The sequence below is a fragment of the Bacillus sp. 7_6_55CFAA_CT2 genome, from assembly GCF_000238655.1.
Taxonomy (GTDB): domain Bacteria; phylum Bacillota; class Bacilli; order Bacillales; family Bacillaceae_G; genus Bacillus_A; species Bacillus_A cereus.
In genome coordinates, this window is record NZ_JH414719.1 from 12,354 (window position 1) to 30,433 (window position 18,080).

The following is an 18,080-nucleotide window of genomic DNA, read 5'->3' on the forward strand; positions in this document are numbered from 1 at the left end:
TCTCTAAATTCATACTTTAAAAACAGGTAAGATGGCCTAATGAGTTTGGAGGTAGGAGAATGGTTTTACATGTTGGAGAATTAGTGGAACGATATTCTCATAAGAGGGATATTCTTTTTCGTATTATAGAAATAAAAGGCGAGATAGCTATATTGTTTGGAGAAGAAATTAGACTGGTGGCGGATGCGCCACTTGAAGATTTAATTAGTATAGATCAAAGAGAACATAAAAAAAGGGTGAAGCGTGAGAAAGAAACAATGGAGCGCACGTATCGTTTGTTTCAACAAGATTATGTACTGATGAAACAAAGGCATGAACATACTTCAGCTGGTGGATACACAAGTGAGGTAAATTATTTTCAAATGCCGGGACGTGTATTGCATATAGATGGAGACCCTTTATATTTGCGCAAGTGCTTAGATTTATATAATAAAATTGGCGTTCCTGTTCAAGGTATTCATTGTAAAGAAACGGAGATGCATGAAAAAGTAGTAGACTTAATAGATCACTTTCGCCCAGACATTCTCGTTATTACAGGACATGATGCATATACAAAATCAAAAGGAGTGAAGGGAGATTTAGCGGCATATAGGCATTCAAGGCATTTTGTACAGGCTGTTCGTGAAGTGCGAAAAAAATATCCATCATTGGATCAACTTGTTATTTTTGCTGGGGCATGTCAATCACATTTTGAGGCACTAATTCGTGCAGGGGCCAATTTCGCTAGTTCACCATCTAGAATTAATATTCATGCACTAGATCCTGTATATGTAGTTGGTAAAATTAGTTTTACTTCATTTATGGAGAGAGTCAATGTATGGGATGTCGTACGTAATACAATTACTGGTGAAAAGGGACTAGGTGGAATTGAAACGAGAGGGATTTTACGAACGGGATTACCTTTTCAACATTACGAAGAGTAAGCAGGATACATATGTATCTTGCTTTTTGTATGGAAGGATTTAAATGAATTTGGATAAAAAGAGGTAAGAACGTAAAGACTACGTAATGATACTTTTACAATATAGTATTTCTTCTATCTATTCAAACGCAGGATGATATTAACTGTGAATCGCGGTTAATAATTAGGATAGATATATCGTGCTTTAAGTGTTCAATCTAAATTACAGCGAGGTGTAGCGAAGTATATGTCAAAACGTTTAGATGAAATTAAAAGCGAATTAGATCACCATCTTGGACAGCGACTTATGTTAAAAGCAAATAGTGGAAGAAGAAAAACTGTGGAGCAATCAGGTGTACTAGCAGAAACATACCGTTCCGTTTTTGTTGTACAATTGGATCAACAAGAAGATGCGTTGCAACGTGTATCTTATAGTTATGCAGATGTTTTAACAGAGACAGTAGAGTTAACGTTTTATGGAGACCCTCATAATGAGGTCATTTTATAATCTGTATATCATTACATATATTCCCATAAATGAAAAGCTATATTATTTTGCATACTAACTATACCGTAGCAAAATAAGGAGGGACTCTGCATTGAGTAGACGAAGAGGTGTCATGTCAAACCAATTTAAAGAAGAGCTAGCAAAAGAGCTTGGCTTTTATGATGTTGTTCAGAAAGAAGGATGGGGCGGAATTCGTGCGAAAGATGCTGGTAACATGGTGAAACGTGCTATAGAAATTGCAGAACAGCAATTAATGAAACGAAACCAGTAGTTGTAAGATACTTTCTATGCTACGGTAGCCGAGGAGACATTCCTCGGCTTTTTGTACTCTAAAAGGTTCCATCATTTTACATAAGTAGTTTCATTCTGAATGCTTTTCGTTATAATTAGGGAAGTGTCATCGTCTTACTATAAATTTATGGTAAAATAAACGATAAAAGATTGAGTACATAGAGTGGGTGAATAGATTGAAGCTACTAGTGAAAGCACCAGCAAAGATTAATCTGTCGTTAGATGTACTGGGAAAAAGACAAGACGGATATCATGAAGTGAAAATGATTATGACAACCATTGATTTAGCAGATCGTCTAGAACTAACGGAGTTAGCAGAAGACCGTATTGAAATTTTATCCCATAATCGGTATGTCCCAGACGACCAACGAAATTTAGCTTATCAGGCAGCGAAATTATTAAAAGAGAAGTTTAATGTAAAAAAAGGTGTATCTATTACTATTGAAAAAACGATTCCAGTAGCAGCTGGATTAGCAGGTGGAAGTAGTGATGCAGCAGCGACATTACGTGGTCTTAATAAATTATGGAATTTAGGGCTTACAATTGATGAGTTAGCAGAGCTTGGTGCAGAAATTGGATCAGATGTATCGTTCTGTGTATACGGAGGCACAGCAATTGCCACTGGAAGAGGAGAGAAAATTGAGCATATAAAGACTCCGCCTTCTTGTTGGGTTATTTTAGCGAAACCACATATAGGTGTATCTACTGCTGATGTGTATGGAAATTTAAAGTTAAATCGAGTTACACATCCAAATGTAGATAAAATGGTTGATGTCATAAATTCTGGTGATTATAAAGGAATTTGTGATACTGTTGGTAACGTTTTAGAAGATGTAACATTTGGAATGCATCCTGAAGTTGCCCGTATTAAATCACAGATGAAGCGATTTGGAGCGGATGCTGTATTAATGAGTGGAAGTGGTCCAACTGTATTTGGACTTGTACACCATGATTCACGAATGCATCGCATTTATAACGGATTAAAAGGATTTTGTGAACAAGTCTATGCGGTACGTTTATTAGGAGAGCGAGAAACGCTTGAATAAAGACGTATAATACGTTATGATTTGTTTAGAATATTCGTGATTTGAGGTGAGAGTATGAAAATTAGAAGAAGTACAAGATTAGTCGATATGACTTATTACTTGCTACAAAACCCTCGTCAGCTAGTATCTCTCACTTTTTTTGCTGAAAGGTATCAATCGGCTAAGTCTTCCATTAGTGAAGATTTAGTTATTATTAAGCAAACGTTTGAACAACAAGGGGTCGGCACATTGCAAACGATACCAGGAGCAGCAGGAGGAGTGAAATATATACCGTATATAAGTGAAGAAGAGGCAGATCTAATTATTGATGAGCTTTGTGGCTTATTTGAAAACCCAGATCGTATTTTGCCTGGCGGTTACTTATACATGACAGATTTATTGAGTAATCCTCGCCATATTAATGGCGCAGGTCGTTTGTTTGCTTCTGTTTTTGCTAGGCAACCAATTGATGCAGTTATGACGGTGGCAACGAAGGGGATTCCACTTGCTTATGCAGTGGCAAATTACTTAGATGTACCAGTTGTAATTGCAAGGAAAGATAATAAGGTAACAGAAGGTCCGACTGTTAGTATTAACTATGTGTCGGGTTCTTCTAAACGAATTCAAACAATGACGTTAGCAAAACGCAGTCTTCCAGAAGGGTCGAATGTTTTAATTATTGATGACTTCATGAAAGCTGGCGGAACAATTCAAGGTATGATGAGTATGCTAGAAGAATTCAAGGCTAATGTTGTTGGTATTGGTGTATTAGTAGAATCCACAGATATTGAAGAACGACTAATTAATAATTTTGTATCATTAATTCGTCTATCGGAAGTTGATGTGAAAGAAAAAACGATTCAAGTGGAAAAAGGGAATTATTCTCTTGCGCCATTTGATGAAGGGCTTGTAGAGGCGGAATAAAAGATAGAGCAGATAGCTCTATCTTTTTTATTTTATTTATAGATTATAAAATAGATGGACAAACTGCCTTTCGTACACTATTTTTAAAGAGTAAAATAAATAATAAAAGGGTGAAAAGTATGAAAGTTGTTCAAACAAGCAAGGCACCACAAGCAATTGGACCTTATTCACAGGGGATTATTGTAAATAACATGTTCTATAGCTCAGGACAAATTCCATTGATGGCAAATGGGGAGCTTGTAACAGGAGATGTAACAGTACAAACAGAACAAGTATTTCAAAATTTACAAGCGGTATTAGAGGAAGCAGGTGCTTCATTTGATACAGTCGTAAAAACAACAGTATTTTTAAAGGACATGGATGATTTTAATGCTGTGAATGAAGTGTATAGCTTTTATTTCTCTACTCATAAACCAGCTCGATCTTGTGTGCAAGTAGCAAAATTACCGAAAGATGTTTCCGTTGAAATTGAAGTAATCGCCCTAGTTAAGTAACCTTTTGTAAGCGATAACCTCCACTAATCTCTATATTCAACTACTTTAAAAATTTTTATCTTAAAAATTTTTAAAAAATTAAAGGGAAAATAGAAAATTTGTGGAATTTATACAAATATATCGCTTATTTAGAAAAGGGTGGTGAACACAAGATGGAAGTGACTGACGTAAGATTACGCCGCGTAAACACAGAAGGCCGCATGAGAGCAATTGCCTCTATTACTCTAGACCATGAATTTGTTGTTCATGATATTCGTGTAATTGATGGTAATAATGGATTATTTGTAGCAATGCCAAGTAAACGTACTCCAGATGGAGAGTTCCGTGACATTGCACATCCAATTAATTCTGGTACACGCTCTAAAATTCAAGATGCGGTTTTAACAGAGTATCATCGTTTAGGCGAGTTAGAAGAGGTTGAGTTTGAAGAAGCAGGTGCTTCGTAAAATTCGAATGAAAAGGGCTTTTGACAAAAAGCCTTATAATTTTGTAGCAAACTCCTGTAAGCATTTACAGGGGTTTGTTTTTTTTTTTGCTTTATATTTGGAAACTTCATAATTTATTAACATAAAAAGAAGAAACTACTAATTTTTTCAAAATCATTTTAAATAGTATAGCTTATTTCTTAAAAAAGATACTAAAGAGTAAAACATCTTATAAGAATTATGGTAAAATTTAATAGTTAAAATGTGTTTCTTGAAATATATGATGATTTAGGATAATATCTTTAATGGATAAATAGGTTGCGATGGAGGGTCTATATGTCAAACAGATTTGCAGTGATTCTAGCTGCAGGTAAAGGCACACGTATGAAGTCAAAGCTATACAAAGTGCTGCATCCTGTATGTGGAAAACCTATGGTACAACACGTAGTCGATCAAGTATCTCAATTAGGATTGCAGAAACTTGTAACGGTTGTTGGACATGGTGCTGAAATGGTACAAGAACAGCTAGGGAACGTAAGTGAGTTTGCATTACAAGCAGAACAACTTGGTACAGCACATGCTGTAGATCAAGCTGCAAATGTACTTGCAAATGAAGAAGGAACAACTTTAGTTATTTGTGGTGATACGCCTCTAATAACTGCTGAAACAATGGAAGCATTACTTCAGCAACATAAAGAAGCAGGAGCAATGGCGACGGTGCTAACAGCATACATAGAAGAGCCTGCTGGATATGGCCGTATTGTTCGTAATGAGAATGGTCATGTTGAAAAGATTGTTGAGCATAAAGATGCAAATGAGAAAGAATTAGCTATTAAAGAAATCAATACAGGTACGTATTGTTTTGATAATAAGGCTTTATTTGCTTCACTTTCTAAAGTTTCAAATGATAACGTGCAAGGTGAATATTACCTTCCAGATGTTATTGAGATTTTAAAAAATGAAGGTCATATCGTATCAGCTTATCAAACAGAGCAGTTCGATGAAACGTTAGGTGTTAACGACAGAGTCGCTCTATCGCAAGCGGAAATTATTATGAAAAACCGTATCAATCGAAAGAACATGGTAAATGGTGTTACAATTATTGATCCAAGTAACACTTATATTTCTGCTGATGCAATTATCGGTAGCGATACAGTTCTTCATCCAGGAACAATTATTGAGGGGAACACTGTAATTGGTTCTGATTGTGAAATTGGACCGCATACAGTAATTCGCGATAGTGAAATTGGAGATCGTACGACAATTCGACAATCTACTGTACATGATAGTAAGCTTGGTACAGAAGTATCGGTTGGTCCATTTGCACATATTCGCCCAGATTCAGTTATTGGAGACGAAGTACGCGTTGGAAACTTCGTGGAAATCAAAAAAACTGTCTTTGGTAATAGAAGTAAAGCTTCACACTTGAGTTATATCGGGGATGCACAAGTTGGAGAAGACGTGAATCTTGGTTGTGGTTCAATTACGGTGAACTATGACGGTAAGAATAAATTCAAAACTGTGATTGGTAATGGGGTATTTATTGGATGTAATTCAAACCTTGTTGCTCCAGTAACAGTTGAAGATGGTGCTTATGTGGCGGCAGGCTCTACAATTACAGAGAATGTTCCATCAAAAGCATTATCGGTAGCACGTGCACGTCAAGTTAACAAAGAAGACTATGTTGATCAATTGCTGAATAAGAAAAAATCATAATAATGTGGAGGGTTAATCTAGATGTCGACTCAATATCTAAATTCTAATTTGAAAGTATTCTCTTTAAACTCTAATAAGGAACTTGCTGAGCAGATTGCAAAGCATATTGGAGTAGGACTAGGAAAATGTTCTGTTGATCGTTTTAGTGACGGAGAAGTTCAAATTAACATTGAAGAAAGTATCCGTGGTTGCGATGTATTCATTATTCAATCTACAAGCTTCCCAGTAAACGAACATATCATGGAATTACTTATTATGATCGATGCATTAAAACGTGCATCTGCGAAAACAATTAATATTGTTATTCCTTACTATGGTTATGCGCGTCAAGACCGTAAAGCGCGTTCTCGTGAACCAATTACATCGAAACTTGTAGCAAACTTGCTTGAAACAGCAGGTGCAACTCGTGTAATCACTCTAGATTTACATGCTCCACAAATTCAAGGGTTCTTTGATATCCCAATCGACCACTTAATGGGTGTACCGATTCTTTCTGATTACTTTGAAACAAAAGGTCTTAAAGATATCGTAATCGTGTCTCCTGATCATGGTGGTGTAACTCGTGCGAGAAAAATGGCAGATCGTCTAAAAGCGCCAATCGCTATTATTGATAAGCGTCGTCCTCGCCCGAACGTTTCAGAGGTAATGAACATTATCGGTAATATTGAAGGCAAAACAGCGATTTTAATTGATGACATCATTGATACAGCTGGTACAATTACATTAGCAGCAAACGCTCTTGTTGAGAACGGTGCTTCTGAAGTATATGCCTGCTGTACACACCCAGTATTATCTGGTCCAGCAATTGAGCGTATTCAAAATTCAAACATTAAAGAGTTAGTTGTAACGAACTCTATCGTATTACCAGAAGAGAAGAAAATCGACAAAGTACATGAACTTTCAGTTGCTCCATTAATCGGAGAAGCAATCATTCGTGTATACGAAGAAGAATCTGTGAGTGTATTATTCAATTAATTGGATAGAATGAGACGTAACCAAAATTGGTTACGTCTTTTCGTATCGAAAAAAGAAAGTAGTGGTACAAGAATGAAATTGATAGTAGGACTTGGGAACCCAGGTAGAGAATATGAATTAACAAGGCATAATATTGGATTTATGGCCATTGATGAACTTGCGAAGCGTTGGAACATTTCTTTGAATGAACAAAAATTTAAAGGTGTATTTGGTGCAGGGTTTGTTAATGGAGAAAAGGTAATCTTATTAAAGCCGCTAACATATATGAATTTATCTGGGGAAAGTATTCGTCCACTCATGGATTATTATAAAATTGATGTTGAGGACTTCGTTGTTATGTACGACGATTTAGACATTCCTGTAGGTAAATTGCGTCTTCGCATGAAAGGTAGTGCTGGTGGACATAATGGTGTAAAGTCAACGATTTCGCACTTAGGAACACAAGAATTTCAACGTATCCGTATGGGAATTGACCGCCCGAAAAATGGAATGAAGGTAGTCGATTATGTATTAGGACGCTTTACATCTGAAGAGATTGCGGATGTTAACCATTCTATTGAAAAAGCAGCGGATGCATGTGAAGAGTGGCTAAATAAGCCTTTTCTTCAAATCATGAATACTTTCAATAGTTAAAAATGAGATTGGGAATATTTCTCTTTTGTTTTACCCATACTAGTAGTAATTGAATTTTTAGGAGGCTAGTATGGAAGGGTATTATTATTGCAGACACTGCGGAGGTAATGTAGGCTCCATTAACGCAGAAAAAGTATATAGCGACGTTTTATTTCAACTAACGGAGCAAGAAGTAGTAGAAATGATTCATTTTCATGAGAATGGAAATATATATATAAAAACGATTTGTGAATCGTGTCAAGAAACGCTCGCATCTTATCCTGAGTATTATGAGTATGAAAAATTTCTGCAATAAAATGTTGTCGCTTTGGCATGTCCAAAGCATTTTTCTGTTTTCCTTTTCCAAAATATTTGCATAAAATAGAATGACTTGCTCTTTATGTTGAGAGGAGTTTTAAAAATGATAGGTTTATTAGAGCAATTTTATAAAAATGAAGAGATACAATCGGTTATTAATGGGTTAGAAGATGGGTTAAAAGAACAACTTATATCAGGGATGGCAACGTCTTCTCGTTCATTATTAATGGCGGCTTTATATAAAAAAACAAAAAATCACAATTAATCGTGACACATAACTTATACCAAGCACAAAAAGTACATGAAGATTTAGTGGCGTTACTTGGTGAAAAAGATGTGTGGTTATACCCAGTGAATGAACTGATAGCATCGGAAATTGGAGTTGCAAGTCCAGAATTGAAGGCGCAACGTATAGAAGTGTTAAATCGCTTGGCTGCGGGAGAGAATGGAATCATTGTAGCGCCAGTGGCAGGATTGCGTAGATTTTTACCAATAAAAGAATTGTGGAAGCAAAAGCAAGTTGAAATCAATCTAGGGCAAGAGATTGATTTAGATGCGCTCTTGCATACTTTACATCATATTGGCTATGAACGTAAGTCGATGGTAGAAGCTCCAGGGGAGTTCAGTTTGCGTGGGGGAATATTAGATATTTATCCTTTAACTGAAGAACTACCATTTCGTATTGAATTCTTTGATACAGAAGTCGATTCTATTCGATTATTTGATGTGGATGAACAGCGTTCTCAAGGTAAAAAAGAAAGCGTTAGGTTTGGTCCGGCAACAGAGTTTTTATTTTCACAGGAAGAATTAAAATCAGGAATTCAGCATCTTGAAGAAGGCTTGACTAAGACGATGCAAAAACTTTCTGATGATAAACTAAAGACTAAAGTGCTTGAGACGGTAAGTCATGAAATTGAGATGTTGAAAAACGGGCAAAGTATAGAACAGATGTTTAAATACTTATCTATTTTCTATAAAGAACCTGCTAGTCTGATAGATTATTTACCAGAAGATGGTGTTGTAATTTTAGATGAGATTTCCCGTATTCAAGAAACAGCATCACATCTTGAAACAGAAGAGGCGGAATGGTATATATCACTTCTTGGTGAAGGAACAATTATTCAAGATTTATCTTTCTCTCACCCATTCGAGGGGTTTCTTCATCATAAAAAAAGAAGTTTTGTATATTTAACGTTATTCTTGCGTCATATCGCACACACACATCCGCAAAATATTGTTAATGTAACATGTAAAACAATGCAAGATTTCCATGGACAGATGAATTTGTTAAAAACAGAAATTGATAGATGGAATGAAGGGCATTTTACGACTGTTGTACTCGGAACAGATGATGAACGTGTGAAAAAATTACAACATATTTTAAGTGATTATGATATTGAGGCAGATATTGTAGAAGGTACAGATATTTTATTGCCTGGAAGGTTACAAATTGCTGTAGGTGATTTACATGCAGGATTTGAAATGCCGATGCAAAAGCTTGTTGTCATTACTGAAAAGGAGCTTTTTCATAAGAAAGTTAAAAAATCACAACGTAAACAAAAGCTATCGAATGCTGAACGTATTAAAAGTTATTCGGAATTAAAAGTTGGAGATTATGTAGTTCATGTAAATCATGGTATAGGTAAATTTTTAGGTATTGAGACATTAGAGATTAATGGTGTTCATAAAGATTATTTAAATATTAAATATCAAGGTAATGATAAGCTATACGTTCCAATTGAACAAATTGATCAAGTTCAAAAATATGTAGGATCTGAAGGTAAGGATCCGAAAGTTTACAAATTAGGTGGGAATGATTGGAAAAAGGTTAAAACGAAAGTTGAAAAATCTGTACAAGACATTGCGGATGACCTAATTAAACTATATGCTGAGCGCGAAGCTTCAAAAGGCTATGCATATACGCCAGATACGGCAGAACAACAAGAGTTCGAATCATCTTTCCCATACCAAGAGACAGAGGATCAGTTACGTTCTATTGACGAGATTAAAAAAGATATGGAACGCGGACGCCCGATGGATAGGCTCCTTTGTGGTGATGTAGGGTATGGAAAGACTGAAGTGGCTATTCGTGCGGCATTTAAAGCGATTATGGATGAAAAACAAGTTGCAATTTTAGTACCGACAACGATTCTTGCGCAGCAACACTATGAAACAATTCGAGAGCGTTTTCAAGATTATCCAATCAATATAGGCTTATTAAGTAGATTCCGTACGAGGAAACAACAAAATGAAACAATTAAGGGCTTAAAGGATGGAACAGTAGATATTGTAATCGGAACACATCGTATTTTATCTAAAGATGTTACTTATAAAGATTTAGGGCTTCTTATTATTGATGAAGAACAAAGATTTGGTGTGACACATAAAGAAAAAATTAAACAATTGAAGGCGAATGTTGACGTATTAACATTAACGGCAACTCCGATTCCGCGGACGCTTCATATGTCTATGCTTGGTGTGCGCGACTTATCTGTTATTGAGACACCACCAGAAAATCGTTTCCCAGTCCAAACGTATGTAGTCGAGTATAATCCAGCGTTAATGCGAGAGGCGATAGAGCGAGAGCTTGCAAGAGGTGGTCAAGTTTACTTCCTATATAACCGTGTAGAGGATATTGAAAGAAAAGCAGATGAAATTTCGATGTTAGTTCCAGATGCCCGCGTAACGTACGCACATGGGAAAATGAACGAAAGCGAATTAGAGTCTGTTATGCTATCATTTTTAGAAGGACAGCATGATGTTCTTGTAAGTACAACAATTATTGAGACGGGTGTAGATATTCCGAATGTAAATACGTTAATTGTATTTGATGCAGATCGTATGGGATTATCACAGTTGTATCAGCTTCGTGGGCGTGTTGGACGTTCTAATCGTGTTGCATATGCATACTTTGCATATAAACGTGACAAAGTGCTGTCAGAGGTTGCAGAGAAGCGTCTACAAGCAATTAAAGAGTTCACGGAACTTGGATCTGGTTTCAAAATTGCGATGAGAGATTTATCTATTCGTGGAGCAGGTAATTTGTTAGGGGCAGAACAGCATGGATTTATTGATTCTGTCGGATTTGATCTATATTCTCAAATGTTAAAAGATGCAATTGAACAGCGTAGAGGAACAGATGGTGCTGAAAATATAGTTAATGTTGAAATTGACTTAGAGGTAGATGCATACTTACCAGATGCTTATATTTCAGATAGTAAGCAAAAAATTATGATGTATAAACAATTTAGAGGTGTTTCTGCAATTGAGGATATTGAAGAATTGCAGGAAGAAATGATCGATAGATTTGGCGATTATCCACAAGAAGTTGGTTATTTATTACAAATTGCAAATATTAAAGTGTTGGCAATGAAAGAACAAATTGAATTAATTAAGCAGAATAAATTTGAAGTAACATTCCTGTTTTCTGAACAAGCAAGTCAAAATATTGATGGTGGAAAATTATTCATGCTCGGAAATAGTTTTGGACGTATGATCGGTTTAGGAATGGAAGGATCACAATTGAAAATTGTTATGAAAACAAATGGCTTAGAGACATCGAAGTGGTTAACGATTGCTGAAAATTTATTAAAAGGCTTACCAGATGTAAAAAAAGAAGTAATAAATGCCTAAAATAAGATAAAAAAATACAATTCGACGTGCATAGAAGAACTAATGTGTAAAATACTATATCTAACAGTTGGTGATTTTTACATGAACAGGTAAATTCACCACTTTGATCATCAGTAGAAAGTGAGGCAGCATTAGAATGAAAGCAACTGGAATCGTACGTCGAATTGATGATTTAGGCAGGGTCGTAATCCCGAAGGAAATTCGTAGAACTTTACGTATTCGAGAAGGAGACCCACTAGAAATATTTGTTGATCGCGATGGAGAGGTAATTTTAAAGAAGTATTCTCCAATTAGTGAGCTAGGTGATTTTGCAAAAGAATATGCTGATGCTTTATATGACAGCTTAGGACATAATGTGCTTGTGTGTGATCGAGATTCTATCATCGCAGTATCAGGCGTATCGAAAAAAGAATACTTAAATAAAAGTGTTGGCGATTTAATTGAAAAAACGATGGAAGAACGAAAGTCTGTTATTATGACGGATGAAAGTGATATTTCCATTATTGATGGTGTAACAGAAAAGGTTCATTCTTATACAGTTGGACCGATTGTTGCAAACGGAGATCCGATTGGAGCCGTCATTATTTTTTCAAAAGAAGCTATTATAAGCGAGATCGAGCATAAAGCGGTTAATACTGCTGCCAGTTTCTTAGCGAAACAAATGGAACAGTAAGGGTATATTGATTTTAGAAGTAGCAATCTTTCCTAATTATGATCTTTCTTTTTGAGAAATCAATTATTTGGAGATATATGTATATTGAATGAAGGTAGCACTTTGCTACCTTTTTTCGTTGAATATTTTTAACGTGTAGGAACTCATTATTACCCGTGTTGGGAAGGGAGTTTGTTCTTTTCTTTATGATATAATACGAGAGGTGAGAATAGAAAAAGGAGTTTTCTTGTATGGAAGCGAAGAAGTATCAAGCCTTTTGGCGTGGGGCTATTATATTAACGATTGCAAGTTTCGTTACAAAAGTATTAAGCGCTTTTTACCGTATTCCATATCAAAATATAGCGGGGGATATTGGGTTTTATATTTACCAACAAATTTACCCGTTTTATGGATTTTGTTTAATTTTAGCTACTTATGGATTTCCTGTTATCATTTCGAAAATGGTTGCAGAACGACTAGAGCGGGGAAAACAAAAAGAAGCAGAAGAAATTATTTGTGTATCTTTTTGGTTCTTATTAGGAATTGGTTTTATAGGCTTCTTTACATTGTTTTTTGGGGCCGAAACAATTGCGGTAGCTATGGGCGATATACACTTAGATAAATTACTACGTGTTATTTCATTTTCATTCTTATTGATGCCATTTTTGTCTGTAGCAAGAGGGTATTTTCAAGGATTCAACAATATGATGCCAACGGCTGTTTCGCAAGTAATAGAACAAACAATTCGAGTTTCTATTATTGTATTTTTATCGCTATTCCTAATTGCTCACGGATTTGATTTATATACAGTTGGTGCAGGGGCTATGTTAGGCTCAATTGCGGGTGGACTTATTGGGATTATTGTACTTATATTGTATATGCGTCAAGATTTTCGTTCTATATTCTTCAAAAGTGCAGCGAGAATTAAGGGTAAAAGGAAGATAGTTAAAATCCTTTTTTGGCAGGGGTTAGCGATTTGTGTTAGTAATTTAGTGCTTATTTTTATACAGATGGCTGATTCAGTGTCCTTTTACAGCTTACTTATTGGTGCGGGAGAACAGGCTGAAAATGCAAAGGTATTAAAGGGTGTTTATGATAGAAGTATTCCGCTAATGCAATTAGGTACTGTTGTGACGACTTCTTTCTCGTTGTCACTTATTCCGATTATTACAGCGGCGAAGGAAAGAGGAGATCTTTCCTTTATTCAAGAAAAGGTAAAGTTAGCAGTGAAAATAACATGTGTTATTGGACTTGCAGCAGCTATTGGACTAACTTGTATTATTCAACCTACGAATATTATGTTGTTTGAAAACAGTGATGGATCAGATGTTTTATCTATTTTATCGTTATCTATTTTATTTAGTTCATTGTCAATTACGACAGCTTCTATTTTACAAGGATTGGGGCAAACGTTTAAGCCAGCATTATTTGTTGTATTTGGAGGTTGCTTAAAGTTAGCGTTAAATTATATATTCATGCCTTATTTTGGTGTGAAAGGTGCAGCCTTTGCGACTTTATGTGCGTTAATTATAATCTCTGGACTAAATACTTTGTTGCTTACGAGAGCTGTATCAGGGTCACTTATCAATAAGCGAAATATGTTAGGGATAGTAATTAGTGGTATCTGTATGGGATTTGTATTAATGATGTTCACACGTGTGTTACAGATGTCTGGATTAGTAATTGATACGGAACATAGAGGAAGCGCGACACTTGAAGCGTTGTTAGGTGTAGCCATTGGCGGATTGACATATATGTTTTTTATTTTGAAATTACGTGTATTTACAAAAAAAGAATTAGGAACCGTTATGAAACAAGAGAAAAAAGAAGGTTCATTGAAGAAGAGTGGATAGAGGTGACTGGTTGTGAGTGGAATCATTACTGTTTTAGGTTTAGGAGCTGGTGAATTAGATCAGCTAACGATGGGTGTATATCGAAAAATAAAAGAAGCAGACCATCTGTTTGTTAGAACGAAAGAACATCCAGTTATAGAAGAATTGGAGAAAGAAGGCGTACAATATACGTCTTTTGATGCTGTATATGAAGCACATGATACGTTTGAAATTGTATATGAAACAATTGCGAATAAATTGCTAGAACAAGCTGAAGGTACAGAAATTATCTATGCTGTTCCCGGGCATCCACTTGTAGCAGAAAGAACAGTTCAGCTACTGTTGGAAAAAGGAGAGGTTTCAAATGTTGAAGTGCGAATTGAGGGTGGACAAAGTTTCCTTGATCCTATGTTTGCAAGTCTAAAGATTGATCCGATTGAAGGATTCCAATTACTTGATGCTACATCATTTGAAAGAGGGCAATTAGAACTGCGTCAACATTTAATCTTTTGCCAAGTATATGATGCATTCGTTGCATCTGATGTGAAATTAACATTAATGGAGATGTTACCAGATGATTATGAAGTGTATATCGTAACAGCTGCAGGAACTTCATTTGAACAAGTAAAGAAGGTACCGTTGTACATGTTAGATCATGAAACGGAATTGAATAATTTAACGAGTGTGTACGTGCCGCCAGTTCAGGAGCGTGCGTCCTTGTATCAACAGTTTGATGTTCTTAGAGAAATTATTGCGGAACTTCGTGGTCCAAATGGTTGTCCGTGGGATAAAAAGCAAACACATCAATCATTAAAGAAATATTTAATTGAGGAAGCTTATGAAGTGTTGGAAGCAATCGATGAAGAGGATGATGATCACTTAGTAGAAGAATTAGGTGATATATTATTACAAGTTATGCTTCATGCTCAAATCGGAGAAGATGAAGGTTGGTTCTCTATAGATGATATCATTCGAACTCTATCTGAGAAAATGGTTCGTCGCCATCCGCATGTGTTTGGAAATACGGATGTAAACAACGCTGATGAAGTGATTGCAAATTGGGAAGAAATTAAAAAACAAGAAAAAGGATTCGTGAAAGAATCTGTTTTAAATGGCGTTCCCAAAAGTTTGCCGCAGTTACTACGCGCCTATGAAATCCAGAAGAAAGCTGGTAAGGTTGGATTTGATTGGGTTGATGTGCAACCGATGATAGAAAAAGCTTTGGAAGAATGGCAAGAGTTCCAACAAGAGGTTACAAATATGGATGAGAAAAAGATGCTAGGTGAGTTTGGTGATTTACTATTTGCATTTGTTAATATAGCTCGTCATTACAAAATAGATCCAGAAGAGGCGTTACGTTCAACTAATGAGAAATTTACTGGTCGTTTTTTATACATGGAGGCAAAAGTAGCTGAAATGAATAAAGAGATGAAAGATTTATCATTAGAACAGTTAGATGTTTTATGGGAAGAAGCGAAACAAACAGAGCGTTAATAGGGGGATTTGATATGCGTCTAGATAAGTTTTTAAAAGTATCACGTTTAATTAAAAGAAGAACATTAGCGAAAGAAGTAGCTGATCAAGGAAGAATATCTATTAATGGTCAAGTGGCAAAAGCGAGTTCTGATGTGAAAGTAGCTGATGAATTAACAATTCGTTTTGGTCAAAAAATAGTGACTGTGAAAATAAATGAATTAAAAGAAACAACTAAAAAAGAAGATGCAGCAAATATGTATAGCTTAGTTCGTGAAGAAAAAGTAAAAGCGGAAGAAGGCTTGTTCTAAAATCATTTATCCCCTCATACATTACTATTAGCTAGTAAAAACCTATGGGGGGATTTACGTGAATAATGGTTACTCACCTACGTCTTCTAATCAACAAAATGTTTCTGTAGAGCATGACATTATTATGCGTGGCAGGCGTATAATTGATATTACCGGTGTGAAGCAGGTAGAGAGTTTTGATAGCGAAGAGTTTTTACTAGAGACCGTAATGGGTTTTTTAACAATTCGTGGTCAAAATTTACAAATGAAAAATTTAGATGTGGAAAAAGGTATTGTGTCGATTAAAGGGAAAGTTAATGAGATGCTGTATATTGATGAAAATCAAGGGGAAAAAACTAAAGGTTTCTTTAGTAAGTTGTTTAAATGAGCTTAACAATTCAGTTGTATACAATGCTTTCAATGATTGGAATGGGTGCTTGGATTGGAGCGTCTTTAGATACATATCAACGTTTTTTAAAGCGCCAAGAACGTAAACGTTGGCTTGTATTTATACATGATATATTATTTTGGATTGTCCAAGCATTATCCGTCTTTTATGTATTGCTTCTCGTAAATGAAGCTGAGCTACGTATATATGTGTTTTTGGCATTATTATGTGGTTTTGCGGCATATCAAAGCTTACTGAAGGCACTATACATGAAGCTGTTAAATTTTCTCATCTATATTTTTATGCAAACAACATATTTTTTTGTTCGAATTATACAGCTACTCATGATAAAACCTGTTATTATTATAGCGCAGCTATTTATTGCATTTATATTATTCTTATTTCGTATACTGCTTTCAATTGGACATGTGTTATGGAAAATGGTGATTTGGATATTACTTTTCATATGGAAAGTTTTTTTCTGGCCTGTTCGATTTATTGCTTCGCTCATATGGAAACTTCTCCCTAATCGTGTTAAACTTTTTATAGTGAAACATATAGGGTTCCTGCAATATATAGCAAAATTGAAGGGACATATCTTCCAACTATGGGAGCATATAAAAAAGAAGTTAGGGGGACCTCGGAAATGAGGGAACTGAGACAAAGAACAATCGAAAAACAGAGTCCAAATCCTGTTAAAGAGCATATAATACAAACGGATGAGAACAGGAAGCGACTTTATCGCCGTTTAGCGGTTTTTCTTGTCTTTACTTTTACAATTATTGCGAGTATTAGTGTAACGTTTTATCAACAAAACAGTTCCATTAAAGCAAAAGAAGCAAAAGTTAAGGACATGAAAAAAGAACTGGATTCATTAACGAATAAAGAAAAAAGTCTAAAAGACGAAGTTCAAAAGTTAAATGATGAAGAGTACGTATTAAAGATTGCTAGAAGGGATTATTTCTTCTCTGGTAAAGGGGAGATAATTTTTCCTGTTTCTAAGTAGAGTATGTCTTATTGACACTATATTTTAGGATTATATATAATAAAGTAAAATTTGACTTTTTAACCACTAAGGAGGAGCATTTTTTTTATGTCAATCGAGGTAGGCAGCAAGTTACAGGGTAAAGTAACAGGTATTACAAATTTTGGGGCTTTTGTGGAGCTGCCAGAGGGCTTAACGGGTCTTGTTCATATTAGTGAAGTTGCTGATAACTATGTAAAAGATATTAACGATCACTTAAAAGTGGGCGACCAAGTAGAAGTAAAAGTTATTAATGTTGAAAAAGATGGAAAGATTGGTTTATCTATCAAAAAAGCGAAAGAACGTGAAAAAACAGAAGGAGATCGTCCACGCGGTGAATACCAACGCGGTGGTGATCAACAACGTTCTGGACGTCCACAACGTAATAATCGCTCTTTCAACAGAGATAATCGCGGTGGCGGTAACGACCGAGCTCCGAAAGAAACATTTGAGCAAAAGATGGCACGCTTCTTAAAAGATAGCGAAGATCGTTTAACTTCTTTAAAGCGTAACACAGAGTCTAAACGTGGTGGCCGTGGCGCGCGTCGCGGATAATAAGGACGTTTAGTTTTTAACATATAGAGAGGTACCCAGAGTGA

19 protein-coding genes and 1 pseudogene are annotated in these 18,080 nt (G+C 35.7%); all 20 read left to right on the forward strand.

Annotation, left to right across the window (positions count from 1 at the left end; genetic code table 11):
• Positions 1-59: 59 nt before the first annotated feature.
• The 20 genes and pseudogenes from yabG to HMPREF1014_RS28530 all read left to right on the forward strand — a co-directional run bounded on the left by yabG (position 60) and on the right by HMPREF1014_RS28530 (position 18,036).
• Positions 60-923, forward strand: coding sequence for a sporulation peptidase YabG (yabG, locus tag HMPREF1014_RS28435; protein ID WP_000242867.1), 864 nt, complete (start codon positions 60-62; stop codon positions 921-923).
• 225 nt (positions 924-1,148) lie between these two features.
• Positions 1,149-1,409, forward strand: coding sequence for a biofilm formation stimulator Veg (gene veg / locus HMPREF1014_RS28440; protein ID WP_000044347.1), 261 nt, complete (start codon positions 1,149-1,151; stop codon positions 1,407-1,409).
• 91 nt (positions 1,410-1,500) lie between these two features.
• Positions 1,501-1,680, forward strand: coding sequence for an acid-soluble spore protein SspF (gene sspF / locus HMPREF1014_RS28445; protein WP_002094215.1), 180 nt, complete (start codon positions 1,501-1,503; stop codon positions 1,678-1,680).
• 196 nt (positions 1,681-1,876) lie between these two features.
• On the forward strand, positions 1,877-2,746 hold the full coding sequence (gene ispE, locus HMPREF1014_RS28450; protein ID WP_000772104.1) for a 4-(cytidine 5'-diphospho)-2-C-methyl-D-erythritol kinase: 870 nt from the start codon (positions 1,877-1,879) through the stop codon (positions 2,744-2,746).
• Between the two features lie 54 nt (positions 2,747-2,800).
• Positions 2,801-3,649: a pur operon repressor gene (gene purR / locus HMPREF1014_RS28455; RefSeq protein ID WP_000702466.1), complete on the forward strand. Its 849-nt coding sequence runs from the start codon at positions 2,801-2,803 to the stop codon at positions 3,647-3,649.
• 119 nt (positions 3,650-3,768) lie between these two features.
• The gene (locus tag HMPREF1014_RS28460; RefSeq protein WP_000869810.1) at positions 3,769-4,143 is read left to right on the forward strand and encodes a RidA family protein; all 375 of its coding nucleotides are present in this window, start codon (positions 3,769-3,771) and stop codon (positions 4,141-4,143) included.
• A 152-nt stretch (positions 4,144-4,295) separates the two neighbouring features.
• Positions 4,296-4,589, forward strand: coding sequence for a septation regulator SpoVG (spoVG, locus tag HMPREF1014_RS28465; RefSeq protein WP_000454041.1), 294 nt, complete (start codon positions 4,296-4,298; stop codon positions 4,587-4,589).
• Between the two features lie 315 nt (positions 4,590-4,904).
• A complete protein-coding gene (gene glmU / locus HMPREF1014_RS28470; RefSeq protein WP_000071033.1) occupies positions 4,905-6,284 on the forward strand; it encodes a bifunctional UDP-N-acetylglucosamine diphosphorylase/glucosamine-1-phosphate N-acetyltransferase GlmU in 1,380 nt (459 codons plus the stop codon).
• A 21-nt stretch (positions 6,285-6,305) separates the two neighbouring features.
• A complete protein-coding gene (locus tag HMPREF1014_RS28475; RefSeq protein WP_000107420.1) occupies positions 6,306-7,259 on the forward strand; it encodes a ribose-phosphate diphosphokinase in 954 nt (317 codons plus the stop codon).
• 72 nt (positions 7,260-7,331) lie between these two features.
• Positions 7,332-7,892: an aminoacyl-tRNA hydrolase gene (pth, locus tag HMPREF1014_RS28480; protein WP_003311537.1), complete on the forward strand. Its 561-nt coding sequence runs from the start codon at positions 7,332-7,334 to the stop codon at positions 7,890-7,892.
• A gap of 70 nt (positions 7,893-7,962) precedes the next feature.
• Entirely contained in the window at positions 7,963-8,187 is a 225-nt protein-coding gene (locus tag HMPREF1014_RS28485; RefSeq protein ID WP_000399438.1) for an anti-sigma-F factor Fin family protein, read from the forward strand.
• A gap of 105 nt (positions 8,188-8,292) precedes the next feature.
• A pseudogene (gene mfd, locus HMPREF1014_RS28490) lies at positions 8,293-11,822 on the forward strand (transcription-repair coupling factor).
• A 136-nt stretch (positions 11,823-11,958) separates the two neighbouring features.
• On the forward strand, positions 11,959-12,495 hold the full coding sequence (gene spoVT / locus HMPREF1014_RS28495) for a stage V sporulation protein T (RefSeq protein ID WP_000648302.1): 537 nt from the start codon (positions 11,959-11,961) through the stop codon (positions 12,493-12,495).
• 230 nt (positions 12,496-12,725) lie between these two features.
• Positions 12,726-14,327: a putative polysaccharide biosynthesis protein gene (locus tag HMPREF1014_RS28500; protein ID WP_000387590.1), complete on the forward strand. Its 1,602-nt coding sequence runs from the start codon at positions 12,726-12,728 to the stop codon at positions 14,325-14,327.
• Positions 14,328-14,339: 12 nt separating this feature from the next.
• Positions 14,340-15,800, forward strand: coding sequence for a bifunctional methyltransferase/pyrophosphohydrolase YabN (gene yabN, locus HMPREF1014_RS28505; RefSeq protein ID WP_000014279.1), 1,461 nt, complete (start codon positions 14,340-14,342; stop codon positions 15,798-15,800).
• A 14-nt stretch (positions 15,801-15,814) separates the two neighbouring features.
• Positions 15,815-16,090, forward strand: a complete 276-nt coding sequence (locus HMPREF1014_RS28510; RefSeq protein ID WP_001234876.1) for an RNA-binding S4 domain-containing protein — start codon at positions 15,815-15,817, stop codon at positions 16,088-16,090.
• A gap of 58 nt (positions 16,091-16,148) precedes the next feature.
• Positions 16,149-16,457 (forward strand): sporulation protein YabP, encoded by a 309-nt coding sequence (gene yabP / locus HMPREF1014_RS28515; protein WP_001059104.1) that lies wholly within the window; start codon positions 16,149-16,151, stop codon positions 16,455-16,457.
• Entirely contained in the window at positions 16,454-17,107 is a 654-nt protein-coding gene (gene yabQ / locus HMPREF1014_RS28520) for a spore cortex biosynthesis protein YabQ (RefSeq protein ID WP_000059777.1), read from the forward strand. The genes yabP and yabQ overlap by 4 nt, the downstream gene beginning before the upstream one ends.
• Positions 17,104-17,463: a cell division protein DivIC gene (gene divIC, locus HMPREF1014_RS28525; RefSeq protein ID WP_001208739.1), complete on the forward strand. Its 360-nt coding sequence runs from the start codon at positions 17,104-17,106 to the stop codon at positions 17,461-17,463. Before yabQ ends, divIC begins: the two co-directional genes overlap by 4 nt.
• 87 nt (positions 17,464-17,550) lie before the next feature.
• Positions 17,551-18,036: a S1 domain-containing RNA-binding protein gene (locus HMPREF1014_RS28530; RefSeq protein WP_000021451.1), complete on the forward strand. Its 486-nt coding sequence runs from the start codon at positions 17,551-17,553 to the stop codon at positions 18,034-18,036.
• Positions 18,037-18,080 lie beyond the last annotated feature (44 nt).

Coding starts and splice junctions, on each gene's coding strand:
- HMPREF1014_RS28530 (WP_000021451.1), top strand. CDS start 17,551: ATGTCAATCGAGGTAGGCAGCAAGTTACAGGGTAAAGTAACAGGTATT.
- HMPREF1014_RS28475 (WP_000107420.1), top strand. CDS start 6,306: ATGTCGACTCAATATCTAAATTCTAATTTGAAAGTATTCTCTTTAAAC.
- HMPREF1014_RS28485 (WP_000399438.1), top strand. CDS start 7,963: ATGGAAGGGTATTATTATTGCAGACACTGCGGAGGTAATGTAGGCTCC.
- glmU (WP_000071033.1), top strand. CDS start 4,905: ATGTCAAACAGATTTGCAGTGATTCTAGCTGCAGGTAAAGGCACACGT.
- divIC (WP_001208739.1), top strand. CDS start 17,104: ATGAGGGAACTGAGACAAAGAACAATCGAAAAACAGAGTCCAAATCCT.
- spoVG (WP_000454041.1), top strand. CDS start 4,296: ATGGAAGTGACTGACGTAAGATTACGCCGCGTAAACACAGAAGGCCGC.
- veg (WP_000044347.1), top strand. CDS start 1,149: ATGTCAAAACGTTTAGATGAAATTAAAAGCGAATTAGATCACCATCTT.
- HMPREF1014_RS28460 (WP_000869810.1), top strand. CDS start 3,769: ATGAAAGTTGTTCAAACAAGCAAGGCACCACAAGCAATTGGACCTTAT.
- yabG (WP_000242867.1), top strand. CDS start 60: ATGGTTTTACATGTTGGAGAATTAGTGGAACGATATTCTCATAAGAGG.
- yabQ (WP_000059777.1), top strand. CDS start 16,454: ATGAGCTTAACAATTCAGTTGTATACAATGCTTTCAATGATTGGAATG.
- HMPREF1014_RS28510 (WP_001234876.1), top strand. CDS start 15,815: ATGCGTCTAGATAAGTTTTTAAAAGTATCACGTTTAATTAAAAGAAGA.
- pth (WP_003311537.1), top strand. CDS start 7,332: ATGAAATTGATAGTAGGACTTGGGAACCCAGGTAGAGAATATGAATTA.
- spoVT (WP_000648302.1), top strand. CDS start 11,959: ATGAAAGCAACTGGAATCGTACGTCGAATTGATGATTTAGGCAGGGTC.
- HMPREF1014_RS28500 (WP_000387590.1), top strand. CDS start 12,726: ATGGAAGCGAAGAAGTATCAAGCCTTTTGGCGTGGGGCTATTATATTA.
- purR (WP_000702466.1), top strand. CDS start 2,801: ATGAAAATTAGAAGAAGTACAAGATTAGTCGATATGACTTATTACTTG.